At 61.2% G+C, this 18,321-nt stretch carries 11 protein-coding genes; 9 read left to right on the top strand and 2 right to left on the bottom strand.

The window, feature by feature from the left end; all coding sequences use genetic code 11:
- Positions 1 to 91: 91 nt before the first annotated feature.
- The 9 genes from araD1 to pbpC all read left to right on the top strand — a co-directional run bounded on the left by araD1 (position 92) and on the right by pbpC (position 16,062).
- Complete coding sequence (gene araD1 / locus Q4481_RS10340) at positions 92 to 1,087, top strand: AraD1 family protein (protein ID WP_304376277.1); 996 nt, start codon at positions 92 to 94, stop codon at positions 1,085 to 1,087.
- 60 nt (positions 1,088 to 1,147) lie between these two features.
- The gene (locus tag Q4481_RS10345) at positions 1,148 to 2,581 is read left to right on the top strand and encodes an aldehyde dehydrogenase family protein (RefSeq protein WP_304376278.1); all 1,434 of its coding nucleotides are present in this window, start codon (positions 1,148 to 1,150) and stop codon (positions 2,579 to 2,581) included.
- Positions 2,582 to 2,613: 32 nt separating this feature from the next.
- Positions 2,614 to 4,353, top strand: coding sequence for an L-arabinonate dehydratase (araD, locus tag Q4481_RS10350; RefSeq protein WP_304376279.1), 1,740 nt, complete (start codon positions 2,614 to 2,616; stop codon positions 4,351 to 4,353).
- 446 nt (positions 4,354 to 4,799) lie between these two features.
- Positions 4,800 to 6,665, top strand: a complete 1,866-nt coding sequence (locus Q4481_RS10355) for a feruloyl-CoA synthase (RefSeq protein WP_304376280.1) — start codon at positions 4,800 to 4,802, stop codon at positions 6,663 to 6,665.
- A 42-nt stretch (positions 6,666 to 6,707) separates the two neighbouring features.
- Positions 6,708 to 7,469 carry a 3-hydroxyacyl-CoA dehydrogenase gene (locus Q4481_RS10360; RefSeq protein WP_304376281.1) on the top strand — a complete coding sequence of 254 codons (762 nt, stop codon included), beginning with the start codon at positions 6,708 to 6,710 and terminating at the stop codon, positions 7,467 to 7,469.
- Positions 7,470 to 7,473: 4 nt separating this feature from the next.
- Positions 7,474 to 7,914 carry an acyl-CoA thioesterase gene (locus tag Q4481_RS10365; protein ID WP_304376282.1) on the top strand — a complete coding sequence of 147 codons (441 nt, stop codon included), beginning with the start codon at positions 7,474 to 7,476 and terminating at the stop codon, positions 7,912 to 7,914.
- A 76-nt stretch (positions 7,915 to 7,990) separates the two neighbouring features.
- Positions 7,991 to 8,212, top strand: coding sequence for a hypothetical protein (locus Q4481_RS10370; RefSeq protein ID WP_304376283.1), 222 nt, complete (start codon positions 7,991 to 7,993; stop codon positions 8,210 to 8,212).
- 304 nt (positions 8,213 to 8,516) lie between these two features.
- Entirely contained in the window at positions 8,517 to 13,967 is a 5,451-nt protein-coding gene (locus tag Q4481_RS10375) for an alpha-2-macroglobulin family protein (RefSeq protein WP_304376284.1), read from the top strand.
- Between the two features lie 13 nt (positions 13,968 to 13,980).
- On the top strand, positions 13,981 to 16,062 hold the full coding sequence (gene pbpC, locus Q4481_RS10380) for a penicillin-binding protein 1C (protein ID WP_377353922.1): 2,082 nt from the start codon (positions 13,981 to 13,983) through the stop codon (positions 16,060 to 16,062).
- Positions 16,063 to 16,083: 21 nt separating this feature from the next.
- On the opposite strand, the gene Q4481_RS10385 is transcribed toward pbpC, so the two are convergent.
- Both Q4481_RS10385 and Q4481_RS10390 read right to left on the bottom strand, forming a co-directional pair.
- The gene (locus Q4481_RS10385; RefSeq protein WP_304376285.1) at positions 16,084 to 16,809 is read right to left on the bottom strand and encodes a sulfotransferase family 2 domain-containing protein; all 726 of its coding nucleotides are present in this window, start codon (positions 16,807 to 16,809) and stop codon (positions 16,084 to 16,086) included.
- Between the two features lie 109 nt (positions 16,810 to 16,918).
- On the bottom strand, positions 16,919 to 18,238 hold the full coding sequence (locus tag Q4481_RS10390) for a putative bifunctional diguanylate cyclase/phosphodiesterase (protein ID WP_304376286.1): 1,320 nt from the start codon (positions 18,236 to 18,238) through the stop codon (positions 16,919 to 16,921).
- Between the last annotated feature and the right edge of the window lie 83 nt (positions 18,239 to 18,321).

Below are 18,321 nucleotides of genomic sequence, written 5' to 3' on the forward strand. Positions count from 1 at the left end.
GCGTTCAACCCCTCCCGAACGACCAGTTTGACCGTCGCGAAACCGATGGATGCCCTGTTGCGTCCTCAAGCGACCGCAGAAAGGATAAGCAATGCTCATTTCGCAGATCATCACTCCGGAAGGCACCACCATCGTTGCGGCGCGCGAAGTGGGTGGAAAGGCACGCGAAGTGCTGGGAACCACATCTGTTCGGGCGCTCGCACTCGAAGCGGCCCGCACCGGCCAGTCTCTCGTCTCGGTTATCGAAGCCCGTGGCTTCGGCATGGAAATCGACCTTGAAACCGTTCGCAACGAAGGCCGCTTCCTGCCACCCATCACCCATCCCGATCCGGCGCATCTGCACCTGACGGGCACGGGCCTGACGCATCTCGGCTCAGCGGCCACACGCGATTCCATGCACAAGAAGACAACGGAAGCGGCAGAAGAAACCCTGACCGATTCCATGAAGATGTTCCGCATGGGGCTCGAGAATGGCAAGCCGGCACCGGGCGAAACCGGCGTGCAGCCGGAATGGTTCTACAAGGGCAACGGCACCCAGGCGATCGCCTCGGAGCAGCCGCTTATCTCCCCGTCATTCGCGCTCGATGGCGGCGAAGAGCCGGAAATGGCTGGCATCTACGTGATCGGTGACGATGGCGTACCCTACCGGGTCGGATTTGCCGTCTCCAACGAATTCTCCGATCACGTGACCGAGCGGATCAACTATCTCTATCTCGCCCATTCCAAGCTGCGGCAGGCAAGCTTCGGCCCCGAAATCCGCATCGGCGCGCCGCCGGAAGATATCCGCGGCACCTCGCGGATTCGCCGCGGCGATCAGGTGATCTTCGAAAAGCCGTTCCTGTCGGGCGAGGCCAACATGAGCCACACTTTCGCGAACCTCGAATATCACCATTTCAAATATGGCCTGTTCCGCCAGCCGGGCGATGTGCATGTCCATATGTTCGGCACCGCGACGCTGTCTTTTGCCGATGGCATCAAGCCGGAAGAAGGCGATGTCTTCGAAATCGAGGTGCCGGAATTCGGGCTTGCCCTGCGTAATCCGTTGAAAATAGCAGCCAAAGAGGAAATAACCATCCGGTCTCTTTAAACGCGCCGGACCGAGTCCCCGCTCCGGTCGCTTTCCCCGCCTGAAATGGAGTTTACCGACATGGCACTGCACCAGAACCTTATCGCCGGCGAATGGGTCGGTGGCGACGCGATCGCCAACATCAATCCGTCCGACACCAACGATGTCGTGGGCGAGTATGCGCGCGGTTCGGCCCAGGACATGCAGGATGCGATTGCCGCTGCCAAAGCCGCCTTCCCGGCCTGGTCGCGGTCCGGCATCCTCGAGCGCCACGCGATCCTGAAGAAGACCGCCGACGAAATCTTGGCCCGCAAGGATGAACTGGGCGCCCTGCTTTCGCGCGAAGAAGGCAAGACGCTCGCCGAAGGTATCGGCGAGACGATCCGCGCCGCCCAGATCTTCGATTTCTTTGCCGGCGAAGCACTGCGTCTGGCAGGCGAAACCCTTCCGTCGGTCCGCCCGGGCATCGGCATCGAAATCACCCGTGATCCGCTCGGCGTCATCGGCATCATCACGCCATGGAATTTCCCGATCGCCATCCCGGCCTGGAAGATCGCTCCTGCGCTCTGCTACGGCAACACGGTCGTCTTCAAGCCGGCCGAACTGGTTCCTGGCTGCGCCTGGGCCATCGTCGACATTCTCAACCGCGCCGGCCTGCCGAAGGGCGTCCTCAACCTCGTCATGGGCAAGGGCTCGGTCGTCGGCCAGGTCATGCTCGACAGCCCGCTGCTTTCCGGCATCACCTTCACCGGCTCCACCGGCACCGGCAAGCGCGTCGCCCTTGCCTCCGTCGAGCATAACCGCAAGTACCAGCTCGAAATGGGCGGCAAGAACCCGATGGTGGTTCTCGATGATGCCGATCTCGCCAATGCTGTCGAGGCCTGTGTCAACGGCTCCTTCTTCTCGACCGGCCAGCGTTGCACGGCCTCCTCGCGCCTGATCGTCACCGAAGGCATCCACGACCGTTTCGTTGCCGCCGTCACCGAACGCCTCAATGGCCTCGTGATCGACAATGCGCTGAAAGCCGGCACTCATATCGGTCCGGTGGTCGATGCCAGCCAGATGAAGCAGGACGAGGATTATATCGAGATCGGCCAGAAGGAAGGCGCGAAGCTGGTTTCCGGCGGTGAGCGTCTCAACCGCGAAACGCCCGGCTTCTATCTCAAGCCCGCGCTCTTCACCGAAGCGACCAACCAGATGCGCATCAGCCGCGAAGAGATCTTCGGACCGGTGGCTTCCGTCATTCGCGTCAAGGACTACGACGAAGCGCTGGCCACGGCCAATGACACGACGTTCGGCCTGTCGGCCGGCATCTGCACCACCAGCCTCAAGCACGCGACCCATTTCAAGCGCAATGTCGAAGCCGGCATGGTGATGGTCAATGTCGCGACCGCTGGTGTTGATTTCCACGTGCCTTTCGGCGGCCGCAAGGGTTCCTCCTTCGGTTCGCGCGAACAGGGCAAATATGCCGCCGAGTTCTACACCTCGGTGAAAACATCCTACACCTTGGCCTGATAAGCGGGCCAAGCCTTCCAAGGAAGACGTCAATGAGCAAGAAAGCGGAATGGCCGCGTCGGTTGAGATCTCAGGAATGGTATGGCGGCACGAGCCGTGACGTCATCTATCATCGTGGCTGGTTGAAGAATCAGGGTTATCCCCACGACCTGTTCGACGGACGCCCGGTGATCGGTATCCTCAATACCTGGTCGGATATGACGCCGTGCAACGGCCATCTCCGCGAACTTGCCGAAAAGGTGAAGGCGGGCGTGTGGGAGGCCGGTGGCTTCCCGCTCGAAGTGCCGGTGTTTTCGGCCTCCGAAAACACCTTCCGCCCCACCGCGATGATGTACCGCAACCTGGCGGCACTCGCGGTCGAAGAAGCGATCCGCGGCCAGCCGATGGATGGCTGCGTGTTGCTGGTCGGTTGCGACAAGACCACCCCGTCGCTTCTGATGGGCGCGGCCTCCTGCGACCTGCCTTCGATCGTGGTGACCGGCGGTCCGATGCTCAACGGCTATTTCCGCGGCGAGCGCGTCGGTTCCGGCACCCATCTGTGGAAGTTCTCCGAGATGGTCAAGGCCGGTGAAATGACCCAGGCCGAATTCCTCGAAGCCGAAGCCTCGATGAGCCGTTCGTCAGGCACCTGCAATACGATGGGGACCGCCTCGACCATGGCTTCGATGGCCGAAGCGCTCGGCATGGCACTTTCGGGCAATGCCGCCATCCCCGGCGTCGATTCCCGCCGCAAGGCAATGGCGCAGATCACCGGCCGCCGCATCGTGCAGATGGTCAAGGACGATCTCAAGCCGTCCGACATCATGACGAAGAAGGCCTTCGAGAATGCCATCCGCACCAATGCGGCGATCGGTGGTTCGACCAATGCCGTGATCCATCTTCTCGCGATGGCCGGCCGCGTCGGTATCGACCTGACGCTCGACGACTGGGATCGCTGCGGCCGCGATGTGCCGACGATTGTCAATCTGATGCCCTCGGGCAAATATCTCATGGAAGAGTTCTTCTATGCCGGCGGTCTGCCTGTCGTGCTCAAGCGCCTCGGCGAGGCGGGTCTCCTGCATAAGGATGCGATGACCGTATCGGGCGAAACGGTCTGGGACGAGGTCAAGGACGTCGTCAACTGGAACGAAGACGTGATCTTGCCGGCCGAAAAGGCGCTCACCCAGTCTGGTGGTATCGTCGTCCTGCGCGGCAACCTCGCCCCCAAGGGCGCGGTGCTTAAGCCGTCGGCTGCGACGCCGAGCCTGCTCGTCCATCGCGGTCGCGCCGTGGTGTTCGAGGATATCGACGACTACAAGGCCAAGATCAACGACGACAATCTCGATATCGACGAGACCTGCGTCATGGTCATGAAGAATTGCGGACCCAAGGGCTATCCCGGCATGGCAGAAGTCGGCAACATGGGCCTGCCGCCCAAGGTGCTGAAGAAAGGCATCACCGACATGGTGCGCATTTCTGACGCCCGCATGTCCGGCACCGCCTACGGCACTGTCGTGCTGCACACCTCACCCGAAGCCGCTGTCGGTGGCCCGCTGGCTGTGGTGAAGAATGGCGACATGATCGAGCTCGATGTACCGAACCGGCGCCTGCATCTCGACATTTCCGACGAGGAACTGGCACGTCGTCTGGCCGAATGGAAGCCAAGCCACGAATTGCCGACGTCGGGATATGCCTGGCTGCACCAGCAGCATGTGCAGGGTGCCGATACCGGCGCCGACCTCGACTTCCTCAAGGGTTGTCGCGGCAGCGCTGTCGGCAAGGACAGCCATTGATCTTCGCCGATGCCCGTTCGCAGGCGTCCGGCTAGAATGAGTATGAAGTCAAGGGAGGCGCCGAAATGCGCCTCCCTTTTCTGCATCTTGCGTCCTGTGAAAGTTTTTTCATTCGGACCCTTGATATTTTTCGGATCTTAACCAAATATTAACCAATCTGTTGCTTAACTGTCATCATGAACGGTTAAACCGACAGCGTTCGGATTTTCCGGTGACCACGGATGTACTGGCACCGTCGAAGATCCGAGCTGCAAGGAGGGTCAGGCAAACGCCTGGCCTTTTTTGTTTGTACTCCATCTCCCCGCCCGAAAAGCCAATCGCTTCCAATGCCCGGCCGCATGGCAACACTGCCAAGGCTTGAAAATCGTACGCCGACATATTCGACGCGATGCCTCTTGATATCCCAGATAATTGTTATATCATAAAACTAATTCTGGGAGGAAATCATGCCACAAATCAATTTGCCGGGTCTGCGTCCTGTTCTGATGGGCGATATGGGCGTTACCGTCCGCAAGGCCGAGGACGGCGTCCAGTATGTTCGATCCGTGGCCGAACTCACCGACGTTCCGCGCACCAACATCGACATGCTGCGTCATTGGGCTGAAACCGAACCCGACCGGATCTTCATTGCCGACCGGTTGCCAAACGGCGAGTGGCGGCGTCTGACCTATGCCGAGACCTGGCGGATGACGCGTTCCGTCGCCGCCTGGATTCTCGGCCATAATCTCTCGGTCGATCATCCGGTCCTGATCCTGTCGGGCAACTCCGTCAATCACGCACTCGTGGCACTCGGTGCCATGGCAGCCGGCGTGCCCTACTCGGCCATTGCGCCGGCCTATTCCACCGTTACGCACGATTTTCAGAAGTTGCGCCATGTCGTCAGCCTGCTGACGCCCGGCATGATTTTCGCCGAGCATATCGAGCTTTTCGCCGAAGCCATCCGCGCCACCGTGCCGGAAGCGACACCCGTCTTCGGCACCGGCGACCTTTCGACCCTGCCGCGGGCACACAGTCTCGATGAAATCACGCAGACGCCTGCCGGCCCGGAAGTCGATCAATCGATCGCCGCCCTGACGCCCGATACGATCGCCAAATTCCTCTTCACATCGGGTTCGACGGGCCTGCCGAAGGCCGTCATCAACACGCAGAGAATGCTCTGCTGCAACCAGGTCATGATCCGGGAAGCCATGGCCTTCCTCAAGGAGGAGCCGCCGGTCCTATGCGACTGGCTGCCCTGGAACCATACGGCCGGCGGCAACCACAATTTCGGCATTGCCTTGTTCAATGGCGGCACGCTCTATATCGATGACGGCGCACCGACGCCTAAAGGCATCTTCAAGACGGTCCGCAACCTGCTCGATGTCCAGCCCACGCTCTATTTCAATGTGCCCAAGGGCTATGAAATGCTGGCGGAGCATCTCACCAGCAATGACGAACTGCGGACGAAATTCTTCAGCCGTCTCAACATCCTGCAATATGCCGGCGCTTCGCTCGCCAAGCATGTCTGGGACGCGCTGGAGGGGCTCGCCGAACAGACGATCGGCAAGAAGGTGATGATCATCACCGGTTACGGCTCGACCGAAACCGCTCCCTTTGCCGCGACCACCACCTGGCCGGTCGGACGTCCGGGCGAAATCGGCCTGCCGGCCACCGGGCTCGAAATGAAGTTGGTTCCGAATGCCGAAAAGCTCGAACTGCGCCTGCGCGGTCCCTCGATCACGCCAGGCTACTGGCGGCAGCCGGACAAGACGGCGGAATCCTTCGATGAGGAAGGCTTCTACAAGATCGGCGACGCATTGAAATTCGTCGATCCGGACGATCCGTCTAAGGGGCTCCTGTTCGATGGCCGCGTCAGCGAGGATTTCAAGCTCGACACCGGCACCTGGGTGAATATGGCAGCTGTCCGCGCGGCCACCATCTCGGGCCTCGCGCCGCTCGTGCGCGATATGGTCCTGACCGGCCTCGACCGCCCGCATATCGGCGCGTTCCTCTATCTCGATGCCGACGCCTGCCGCAAGGTCGTGCCGGCCCTCGCCACCATCGAAGATGAAGTCGTCATCGCCAGAAATCCTGAGATCCGCGCCCGCATCCAGGCAGGTCTCAACGATCTGGCGCGCCGTTCCACCGGCTCGTCCACACTGTTAGCGCGAGCGATCATCATCGACCGGCTGCCCGATCCGGCCCGCAATGAGATCACCGACAAGGGATCGATCAACCAGAAGGCCGTCATTGCCAACAATCCGGACCTGGTGGACGATCTCTACGACAAGACGATCAAAGCCCATGTGCTCGTGGCCGATCGCAAGGGCTGAAGAGCGATCGGCGCCGATTTACCGGCATCAGAGGAGGAACGGATGAATATTGAAGGCAGGACGATTTATATCACCGGCGGCGCCTCGGGCCTCGGTGCCGGCGTGGCGCGGCATCTTGCAGCTCTCGGCGCCAAGGTCGGCATTCTCGATCTCAACCAGGATGCCGGTGAGGCGCTGGCTTCCGCACTTGGCGGCGCCTTTGCCCGTTGCGACGTGGCAAGCGAGGAGAGCGCAATCGCTGCACTCGACCAGTTGGCCGCAACCATCGGCGGACCAAATGCGCTCATCAACTGCGCCGGCATCGGTACCGCCGCCCGCATCGTCGGCAAGGATGGACCGATGCCGCTTTCGGCTTTCGACAAGGTCATCCGGGTCAATCTCATCGGTACCTTCAACATGATGCGTCTGGCCGCCGCTCGCATGCAGGCCAACGAACCGAACAGCGATGGCGAACGCGGCGTCATCATTTCCACCGCCTCGGTGGCCGCCTACGAAGGCCAGATCGGCCAGGCTGCCTATGCTGCCTCCAAGGGTGGCATCGTCGCCCTCACCCTGCCGGCAGCACGCGAATTTGCACGCATCGGCATCCGCGTTCTCACGATCGCCCCCGGCCTCTTCAAGACCCCGCTGATGGACGAACTGCCGGAAGAGATCCAGGAAAGCCTTGGCCGCTCGATTCCCTTCCCCTCGCGTCTCGGCCTGCCGGAGGATTTCGCACGCCTCGTCCAGTCGATGATCGAAAATCCCTACTTGAACGGCGAGACCGTGCGGCTTGACGGCGCACTGCGCATGCAGCCAAAATAACCGGATGATCGAAAACACCCGGACCGTCGAAATCGAGTGGGGAGATTGCGATGCCGCCGGCATCGTTTTCTATCCCCGCTATTTCGCCATCTTCGATGCCTCAACGGCCTATCTTCTCGAAAAGGCCTTCGGCATGAAGAAAGCCGCCTGGACGAAGGCCTATGGCATTGTCGGCATACCGATGGTGGATACGGGGGCGAGCTTCAGCAATCCCTGCACCTATGGCGATGTCGTCTCAATCCATTCGAAAGTCAGCGAGCTCGGCCGATCAAGCTTCTCGATCGAACACCGTATCCTGAAGGATGGCAAGGAAGCCATTCGCGGCCACGAAAAACGTGTCTGGACCGGGCGCTATCCGGACGATCCGGAGCGACTGATGGCCGTGCCCCTGCCAGATTCGGTGCGTGCAGCCCTGATGGTGGACGAAACTTCGACCGATCGTTAAAATGCAATCGATCGGTCTAAACCTAATTTAGTTTGCCGGTGGCATTGTCGTCCGATAACGCCGACGGAGATCGAAGATGATTTTTGCAACCGCCATGATGCTGGGAGTGAGCGCCGCTCTTCTGCGCTCGGTGGTCTCCATCATTCTCGTCGCGTTCCTGCTGGTGGTTGCCTTCCTCATTGCCTACATCTTCACCGGCGCGAGTTTCATGAGCCTTGGCCTTGCCGTCGCTGGCTACAATGTCGGCCTTGTCATGGTCGCCGGTTACCACGTGCTCGCGTTCAAGCCGAACGCCTGACCCCCATCCACAGAAAAGCAGGCGCTCTGCAACCGAATAAAATCGGGAACCGGCGCGTCTCATCACACGGCAAGGACAATCTTTGGCGCCCTGCGTTTTCACGCTCGCCAGCGGATTTACTTGACCGTGCTTTTCTGCGGTATTTTGCTTTTTGCAAGTAACCGAAAAGCGCTGACATCGAATCATCTGAAGATATTGTTGACCACGTCCGCAATGACGTGGAAACATTGCTTGAGGATCCTGGAGGGCTGCGGCGCAATCGCCGCGGAAACGACGTCCGGGCCACCATCGGGAGAAAGAGACCATGCGCGCACTCATCCGGTCATCCCTTGTGCTTCTCGCTCTTGCTGCACCTTTTGCCGCCACATCGCATGCGGCGGATGGAAAACGCACGATCGTAACCGTCAAGGATGCCGACTATTTCGGCTTCGACCTAAGAACCGTCCAGAACGTGACGCTGGACGAGTGCAAGGCCGCCTGCATCGACGACAACGCCTGCAAGGCCTTCACCTTCAACACCAAGGCCGGCTGGTGCTTCCTGAAATCCGACTTCAAGACGATGAACCCGTTCGCGGGCGCCGTCGCCGGCAAGGTCGTCGTCCAGGCCGCATCCGCTCCCGATATCGGCGCACCGCCGACGCTCGCTTTCCTGACCGAGCAGCAGGAAGTGGATGCCACGACCTTCCGCCAGAATTTGGCCGTCTCGCTTGGCTACGAAACCCTCGGCATTGACGGCATCAAGGCCGCCGCCAAGGAAGAGTTGAACCGGGGCGCCATCGATCGCGCCATCGCAGCCTATCAGTCAGGCCTGGTATCCTCTCCCGACAATCTCGATCTCTGGACCGGTCTCGTAGAGGCCGCCAACCGCGTCAGCGACAATTACACGATCAACAATCAGGGAATGTCTGCCGCCATCAACGCCTATCGGCTGACGCGCACGGCTCCCGATCGCGCCCGCGTCCTGGCATTGATGGCCAAGTCGATGGAAAACAACCAGTATTACCGGGCCGGCATCAACGCCTACAAGGCCAGCCTCAAGCTGGTGGATAACGGCACGGTCCGCGCCGCCCTTGACGATCTTCGCCTTCGCCAGGGTTTCCGGGTGGTCGGCAATACGCTCGACAACGACAATTCCAATCCGCGTGCCTGCGTGCAGTTCTCCGAACAGCTCGTCAAGGCCGGGGTCGATTACGCCTCCTACGTTCTGGTCGACGGGCAGGCCCCGAAAGCCATCGAAGCCAAGGAGGCCGAACTCTGCGTCGAGGGCCTCCAGCACGGCCAGCGCTACAAGATCTCGCTACGCGAAGGACTTCCGTCCGCCGTCGATGAACCGCTCAGCGCCCAGGTCGATCTGTCGATCTATGTCCGCGACCGCACCCCGAGCGTGCGCTTTACCGGCGACAGTTTCGTGCTGCCTTCGACTGCGCGTCGCGGTATCCCGATCGTTTCGATCAATTCTTCGAGCGCAAAGCTGAAACTCTACCGGATCGGCGACCGCAACATCGCCTCGGTGCTCGCCAACTCGCAGTTCCTGACCCAGGTCGACGGCTATCGCGCCAGCCAGATCGAAGACGAACAGGGCCAGTTGGTCTGGCAGGGTTCGATCGATGTCGGCAACGAACTCAACAAGGAAGTCATCACCTCCTTCCCGGTCGATGAGGCCCTGCCCGAGCGCAAGCCCGGCGTCTATGTGCTGACTGCGGTCTCCTCCGAGGAACAGGGCAACTACTGGGATTCCAAGGCTACGCAGTGGTTCGTGGTGTCCGATCTCGGCATTTCCACCTATGCCGGCACGGATGGGCTGAACGTCTTCGTCCGCTCACTCGCCACCGCAAAGCCGCTCGCCAATGTGACCCTGCAGCTTCTGGCCAAGAACAACGAAATCTTGGGCACCGCAACGACCGATGCCAACGGTCGCGCCACCTTCGATGCCGGCCTGATGCGCGGGACCGCCGCCATGACGCCAGCCGTCATCACGGCCGCCAATGCCGACAAGGACTATGTGTTCCTCGACATGACCCGCGCCGGCTTCGATCTCTCCGATCGCGGCGTGACGGGTCGTCCGGCACCGGGTGCCGTCGATGTCCTGACCTGGACCGAACGCGGCATCTATCGTCCCGGCGAAACGGTGCATGTCTCGGCCCTTGCCCGCGACATTGCCGGCCAGGCGATCGAGAAACTGCCGCTGACCTTCATCTTCTCGCGCCCGGATGGCGTGGAAGAACGCCGCATGGTGTCTGATGGCGGCAGCTTGGGCGGCCATACGCTCGACCTGCCGATCCAGTCGAACGCCATGCGCGGCACCTGGACCATGCGGGTCCATACCGACCCCAACCAGACGGCGATCGCCGAAAAGACCTTCATGGTCGACGACTTCGTGCCGGATCGCATCGAATTCGATCTCGCCACGACCTCCAAGGATATTGCAAGCACTGAACCCGCCAAGGTGACCGTTGACGGACGCTTCCTCTATGGCGCCCCGGCGGCCGGCCTCGATATCGAAGGCGATGTGGTCGTCAAGCCAACCCGCACCCGCGAAAGCATTCCCGGCTATTTCTTCGGCCTTGCCGATGAGGAAGCCCAGGAAGAAACCCGTGCGGCCATTGCCGGCCTCGAACCGCTCGATGAGGAAGGCAAGGCTGCCTTCGATGTCGACCTTCCCGAATTGCCCTCGACCACCCAGCTCCTCGATGCCCGCATCGTGGTTCGCATGAGCGAGGCCGGTGGCCGGGCCGTCGAGCGCGAAATTGCACTGCCGGTTCGCCCTGAAGGTCCGATGATCGGCATCAAACCGGAATTCGCCGACGCCCTGCCGGAAAACTCGATCGCCAACTTCCATGTTGCCGGTTTCGACAGCGGCGGCAGCCGCGTTGCGATGAAGGATCTGGTCTGGAAGCTCCTGAGCGTCGAACGTCAGTATCAATGGTATCGCGACGGTTCGTCCTGGCGTTATGAACCCATCACCACCACCAAGCAGGTGGCGACGGGCACGATCAGCCCGACCGCAGACGGCGCCAAGATTTCTGCACCGGTGACCTGGGGTCGGTACCGCCTCGAAGTGGAAACGATGGCGCCGGATGGCCCCACCACCAGCGTCGAATTCGATGCCGGCTGGTATGTCGAAGCCACCTCCACGGAAACGCCGGATGGGCTGGAAATCGCGCTCGACAAGCCGTCCTATCATGTCGGCGATACGATGCGCCTCAATATCTCGCCGCGTTTTGCCGGTGAGGCCCTGATCAATATCGGCACCGAAAGCGTGGTCAAGACGGTGACCGCCACCGTTCCTGCTGAAGGAACCGTGGTGGAAATCCCGGTCACCTCCGATTTCGGTTCAGGTGCCTATGTGACGGCAACGCTCTTCCGCCCGGGGGATGCCCAGGAAAGCCGCATGCCGATGCGGGCGATCGGCCTGAAATGGCTGAGCGTCGATCCGGGCGACCGCAAGCTGTCGCTGGCGATCACGGCCCCTGAAAAGACCCTGCCCCGCCAGCCGCTCGATATCTCGGTGAAGGTCGCCAATGCCAAGGCCGGCGAGGAAGCCTATGTCACGGTCGCGGCCGTCGATGTCGGCATTCTCAACCTGACCCGCTACGAGACGCCCAATCCGGAAGGCTGGTATTTCGGCCAGCGCCGGCTGGGTCTTGAAATCCGCGACCTCTACGGCCGCCTGATCGATGGCTCGCTGGGTGCGACCGGCAAGCTCCGGACCGGTGGTGACGGCGGCGAGGAGCCTCTGTCGGGCAACCCGCCGACCGAAAAGCTCGTTGCCTTCTTCTCCGGCCCGCTCAAGGTCGATGCCGATGGCAATGTCTCCGTGAGCTTCGATATTCCGCAGTTCAACGGCACGGCTCGCGTCATGGCGGTTGCCTGGTCGAAGGCCGGTATCGGTCATGCCGAAAAGGATGTGGTGATCCGCGATCCGATCGTCGTCACCGCCTCGCTGCCGCGCTTCCTCGCGCCGGAAGACAAGGCTGAAATGCGGCTCGACATTGCCAATACCGATGCACCGGCGGGCGATTATGCCCTCACCGTCAGCGCATCTGATCTGGTGAAAGTCGATGCGGAGAAAGCACCCAAGTCCATCCGTCTGGAAGCCGGCGCCAAGGCCGACGTGACGCTGCCGATCGTGGCCGGCGTTCCCGGAAGCGGCACGATTACCGTCACGCTGCGCGGCGCCGATGGCATGACGATCGACCAGTCGCTGGATGTGCTGGTGCGTCCGCAGACCATGCCGATGACCGAGCGTCGTCTGGTGCGGCTGGAGCCGGGTCGCAGCCTGACCGTCGATGACCAGCTGCTTGCCGGTTCGATCATGCAGGGTGCCTCGATCAGCCTCAACCTGACCCGTTCGCCCGCCTTCGACATTCCGGCACTTCTGATGTCACTCGACCGCTACCCCTATGGTTGCGCCGAACAGACAACCAGCCGCGCCCTGCCGCTGCTCTATCTGAGCCAGCTTTCGAAGGATGCCGGCATGCCGGATGACGACAAGGTGCGCGAACGCGTGCAGGATGCGATCTATCGCGTCCTGTCCTACCAGTCGTCGGCGGGCAGCTTCGGCCTCTGGGGCCCAGGCTCGGGTGATCTCTGGCTCGATTCCTATGTCACCGACTTCCTCACCCGCGCCCGCGAACAGAAATATCTGGTTCCGGAACAGGCGATGGTTTCGGCACTCGACAATCTCGAAAACGTGCTGGGCTACGACGACAATGTCGCCGTGCGTGGCAACGAGATGGCCTATGCGCTCTATGTGCTGGCCCGCAACAAGCGCGCCGCGATCTCCGATCTGCGTTACTATGCCGACACGATGCTCGAACAGTTCCCCACCCAGCTTGCCAAGGCCCATATTGCCGCGGCCCTGGCGCTCTATGGCGATGTGGAACGGTCCGAGAAGATCTTTGCCGGTGCGGCGCAGATGTCGAGCATGCTCGTCAATGTCAGCCTTGCACGCTCCGACTATGGTTCGGCCCTGCGTGACGATGCCGCGATCCTTGCGCTTGCTGCCGAAAGCCGGCCGCAACCGCCGATCATCGACATGATGGCGCAACTGGTCGACAAGGAATGGCAGCGCCGCAGCTACCTCTCGACCCAGGAACAGACCTGGATGGTTCTGGCAGCGCGCGCGCTCAAGGAACAGGACAAGTCGATCCGGGTCAGCGTCAATGGTGAACTGAAATCCGGCGGCTACCGTTCGACGGTGACGGGCGAGGATCTGCTCGTCAATCCGATCAGCGTTTCAAACGAGTCCGATCAGCCGGTCACGGCGGTTCTGACCACGGTTGCAGCGCCCAAGGAGCCGCTGACGGCGGGTGGCGACGGCTTTGAAATCAGCCGCGCCTACTACACGCTCGACGGCGAGGAAGCCAATGTCAGCGAAGCGGTGCAGAACGAACGCTATGTCGTCGTCCTCACGGTCAAGCAGACCAACGACTGGGCAACCCGTCTGATGGTCAACGACCTGCTGCCGGCCGGCTTCACCATCGACAATCCGGGTCTGGTCAACTCGGCCTCGCTCGGCAATTTCGACTGGCTGCCGGAAACCCAGGCCGCGCATCTCGAGTTCCGCTATGATCGCTTCACGGCGGCACTCGATTACGCGCCGGGCAACGGACGGGAATTCACGCTGGCCTACGTGGTCCGCGCGGTCAATCCCGGCACCTATGCCCATCCGGCCGCTACCGTCGAGGACATGTATCGTCCGGAACTCTCTGCCCGCACGGCCGCCGGTCGCATGCAGGTGGTGAAGAACTGAGGCAATGACACGGATGGCGCGGACACGGCTGTTTCTGATCTTCGCAGGCATGCAGGTGGCCTTTGCCGCCGGCATTACCTGGGGCATCGAGGCTGCCGACCGCGCCTTCCCGCCGCCGCTTGAAAAGGCGTCGGTCTATTCCAGGGAAGTGGTGGATGCCAACGGCCGCTTGCTACGGGCCTTCACCACGCCGGATGGCAAGTGGCGCCTGAAAGTCGATGGCGCGCTCGTCGACCCACAATATAAACGCATGCTGATTGCCTATGAGGACCGGCGCTTTGCCGAACACAGGGGCATCGATCTTCTGGCACTCGGTCGCGCAGCCTACCAGTTCACGACCAATCTCCGCATTCTTTCCGGCGGCTCGACCTTGTCGATGCAGGTGGCGCGACTGCTCGAACCGCGTCAGGACCGCTCGATTGGCTCCAAACTCCTGCAAATGGCACGGGCTGCCCAGATCGAACGGCGCCTGAGCAAGGACGAGATCCTCGATCTCTATCTCAACCTCGCCCCCTATGGCGGCAATCTCGAAGGCGTGCGTGCCGCAAGCCTCGCCTATTTCGGCAAGGAACCAACCAAGCTCACAGTCGCGCAATCGGCCCTGCTCGTCGCCCTGCCGCAATTGCCGGAACGCCGCCGCCCGGATCGTTATCACAAGGCGGCGACGGAAGCCCGCGCCCGCGTGCTCAATCGCATGGCCGTTTCCGCCGTGATCGGCGAAGGCGAGGTCGAGCGCGCCGGGCTGGTGGCGGTTCCGAACAAGCGCCTCGCGCTTCCATCCTATGCCGCCCACCTGGCGCAGATGGCCGTGAGCCGCGACAAGCAGAAGCAGATCCATCCGACCACCCTGCGCCGCGATGTGCAGGCGGCGCTGGAAGCCGTGGCGTCGCAATCGGCGCGCAAGCTCGGCCCCAAGATTTCCGTCGCGATCGTGATGGCAGATGCCAGCACCGGCGAAATCATCGGCGCCACGGGATCGGCGGACTATTTCGATTCCAGCCGGGCCGGGTTCATCGACATGACGCGGTCGCTGCGCTCGCCGGGCTCGACGCTCAAGCCCTTCATCTACGGTCTTGGCTTCGAAGAGGGCATGATTGCGCAGCAGACGATCATCGAGGATCGTCCGGCGGATTTCTACGGCTATCGGCCGCGCAACTTCGATATGTCCTATCAGGGCGATGTCACCATTCGCCAGGCTTTGCAGATGAGCCTCAACGTTCCGGCGGTCAAACTGCTGGAATCGGTCGGACCGTCACGACTGATGGTGCGGTTCCGCCGCGCCGCGGTTAAACCCGTTCTGCCGGCGAACGAGACGCCGGGACTGGCCATCGCGCTCGGCGGTGTCGGCATCACGCTCAAGGATCTCGTGCAGCTCTATGCCGCCCTAGCCAATGGCGGCGCGCCGGTGAAGCTCGGCGACGGGGTGCATGAACAGCCCGAAGCCATTGCCGGCGAACCACTGCTCACACCGGCCGCCGCCTGGCAGGTCAACGATATCCTGTCCGGCATGCGCCCGCCACAGGGCGCCGTCGATCGCAACATCGCCTACAAGACGGGCACCTCCTACGGCTACCGCGATGCCTGGTCGGTGGGATACGACGGGCGCCATGTCATCGGCGTCTGGGTCGGCCGAGCCGACAATGCGGCCGTTCCCGGCATCAGCGGCTATCAGTCGGCAGCGCCGATCCTGTTCGAAGCCTTCGTCAAGTCGGGCGTCGCGATCGAATCGATGCCGGCGGCTCCCCCGGGAGCCCTGCGGCTCACGGAAGCCGAATTGCCGGCGAGCCTCAAGCGTTTTGCCATGACGCGCACGGGCCTCATATCCTTCAGTGCACGCGAACCGGCGCCACAGATCGTCTATCCGCCCGAGGGTGCCGAAGTGGAACTCGGGCTGAACAGCGGCGAGACATTGCCTCTCGCCCTGAAACTTCAAGGAGGCCGCCCGCCCTTCCGCTGGCTCGCCAATGGCAAGGCGATGCCGGATGCGATCCGCAAGCGCAATTTTCAATGGATACCGGATGGCGCCGGCTATTCGACACTGACGGTCATCGATGCGATCGGCCGGGCGGCCACCGTCAAGGTCTATCTGAAATAGCGCTGCCTTGGCCAATTCTGCCTATTGAAGGCGATAGCCGAATTTCTCGATTTCCCAGGCATTCAGCCTTTCGACCATGGCGTTGACTTCGGGATGGCTGGCGAAGATCTCAGCAGTCGTAACCGACCGGTCACGCGCAGCCCCCTTGGCGTTGATGCCGCTGAACGTCTCCCAGAGCCCGGACAGCGCCGGACGTTCCGCTTCGAGCGCCAGCATGTCCTCCTGGAAATGCTCGTAGCGCAAATAGCGGTCGATGACATCCTGACCGCCGACGCGATAGTTGGGGTAATTGATTTCGAGATATTTCTGATTGTTCTTGAAATAGGTCGTGAAGTCCTTGAGATCCGGCTTCTCGCTGCCCTTGTTGCGCCAGAAGAACAGAGACACCGCCCGATCCCACGGATTTCTAACGAGAGAAATGCGCTGATAATCGCGCCAGACTTCGGCCGGCAGGCGCGATTTCGCCCGCGCGGCCGGAATGTGATTGTAGAATTTCAGCGGCAATTCGTAGCCGAACAATCTGGCCGGCCGTTGCGGATCATTGCTGAACCGCTTGAGGAACTCGAACTGGAAATTGCGAGGCCCCGCAAATCCATGTGAGCGGCGGATCGCCTCATCCTTGCGCGAGATCGGGGTTACGATGTCATCCGGCCGATTGACGAAGCGCGACAGTGCGATCTCGAACGAGGTGCCAGCGACCTTGCGCGGCTTGAGGAAGATGAACTTGTGCTCGTGGGACAGAATCATGGGCTCGGACTGCTGTGGCAAGGATCGTTTCGGCCGGCAACCTATGCCAAGCGGCATCAAATAGGAAGGTGGCCCCGGCGATCAATTCGCTGCCACGTAACAGCCAATCTCACCCCGCCGCCTGGTGCTCTGGCGCGACGAGAAAATCCGCAAACCGGTCGGCGGGAACCGGTCGCCCGAACAGATAGCCCTGGAATTCGGTGCAGCCGAGTGCGAGTAGATGGTCGCGGTGCTGCACCGTCTCTACGCCTTCCGCCAGAACCGACAGATTGAGGTCCCGCCCCATCTGCACGATCCCTTTCACGATAACTGCACCCCGCGCCTCCGACAGCATGTCGCGCACGAAACTCTGGTCGATCTTCACCTGCGTGAAGGGCATGCGCTTGAGATATTGCAGCGAGGAATAGCCGGTTCCGAAATCGTCAAGCGCCAGTGTCAGCCCCAGGGCCTTGAGTTCGTTCATCTTGCCGATCACATCCTCGATATCATCCACGACCACGCTTTCCGTAAGTTCGAGTTTGATAAGGCGCGGGTCGACACCATGGCGGGCGATGATGTCCCTTAATTCCGCGACGAAACCGGCATCAAGAAACTGCTGGGGACTGACATTGACCGACACGGTCAATGACCGCGTCCGTTCGTCCGACTGCCATTGGGCAAGCTGCAAACAGGCTGCCTCAAACACCCAGCGCCCGATTGCAGGCATCATGTTCAACTGCTCGGCAACCGAAATGAATTCGCCGGGAGGGACCATCCCGCGTGTGGGATGCTTCCACCGCAACAGGGCTTCGGCACCCTTGACCTGCCCTATCCGGTCAACCTGTGGCTGGTAGTAGAGTTCAAACTGACCACCCGTCAGCGCGGCGATCAGTTGGCGCCCCATGTCTGACCGCGCCGCAAATTCCGCCTGCATGATAAGGACGCTGATACACATGATGGCGATCGCCACGAAACTGTGCACCCATGAACCGAGCATGCGCACATGATCCGGCAAGGGCGTGGCATAGGATGTGCCGAAGGTGGTGCTGGAAAAGACGATGAAGGATGCAAGGTAGAACAGGACGACTGTGATCGTCATGCGAGGATGGCTGTCACGGAAGGTGACGTAAGCCAGAAAGGCCAGAGCAAGAAAATAGAGATGCGTCACCCGTGGCGCTGCCGCAGACGGAATATCGAAATTCAGACAGATTTCGAAGAGAACGAGCGTCAAGGCTGCGTGGACGATGGTGGCCGCCGTGATGAAGTTTCCGCTGCGGATCCGCCACCAGAGAACAAGCCCTGCCAGCATGTAGAAGAGGTTGAGAAGGACGAGCAAAGGCTCGCCCTCGAACGTCATCCACACAGCCCAAACTGCACCGAAAAGAACGAGCGCGATACTGGCAGCCTGATAGGCGAGCGATAAACGTTTCTCATGGGCCCGGTCATACAAGAACCGGGGCGCTTCCTTGCTTTTGAAAGTATTCGCCTTCGATTTCTTCAACGTCCCTCCTGCAATCAAGCAGAAGTTAGGTT

The sequence above is a fragment of the Fluviirhizobium alvei genome, from assembly GCF_030551875.1.
GTDB classification, from domain to species: Bacteria; Pseudomonadota; Alphaproteobacteria; order Rhizobiales; family Rhizobiaceae; genus Rhizobium_E; species Rhizobium_E alvei.

Coding starts and splice junctions, on each gene's coding strand:
- araD1 (WP_304376277.1), top strand. CDS start 92: ATGCTCATTTCGCAGATCATCACTCCGGAAGGCACCACCATCGTTGCG.
- Q4481_RS10345 (WP_304376278.1), top strand. CDS start 1,148: ATGGCACTGCACCAGAACCTTATCGCCGGCGAATGGGTCGGTGGCGAC.
- araD (WP_304376279.1), top strand. CDS start 2,614: ATGAGCAAGAAAGCGGAATGGCCGCGTCGGTTGAGATCTCAGGAATGG.
- Q4481_RS10355 (WP_304376280.1), top strand. CDS start 4,800: ATGCCACAAATCAATTTGCCGGGTCTGCGTCCTGTTCTGATGGGCGAT.
- Q4481_RS10360 (WP_304376281.1), top strand. CDS start 6,708: ATGAATATTGAAGGCAGGACGATTTATATCACCGGCGGCGCCTCGGGC.
- Q4481_RS10365 (WP_304376282.1), top strand. CDS start 7,474: ATGATCGAAAACACCCGGACCGTCGAAATCGAGTGGGGAGATTGCGAT.
- Q4481_RS10370 (WP_304376283.1), top strand. CDS start 7,991: ATGATTTTTGCAACCGCCATGATGCTGGGAGTGAGCGCCGCTCTTCTG.
- Q4481_RS10375 (WP_304376284.1), top strand. CDS start 8,517: ATGCGCGCACTCATCCGGTCATCCCTTGTGCTTCTCGCTCTTGCTGCA.
- pbpC (WP_377353922.1), top strand. CDS start 13,981: ATGGCGCGGACACGGCTGTTTCTGATCTTCGCAGGCATGCAGGTGGCC.
- Q4481_RS10385 (WP_304376285.1), bottom strand. CDS start 16,809: ATGATTCTGTCCCACGAGCACAAGTTCATCTTCCTCAAGCCGCGCAAG.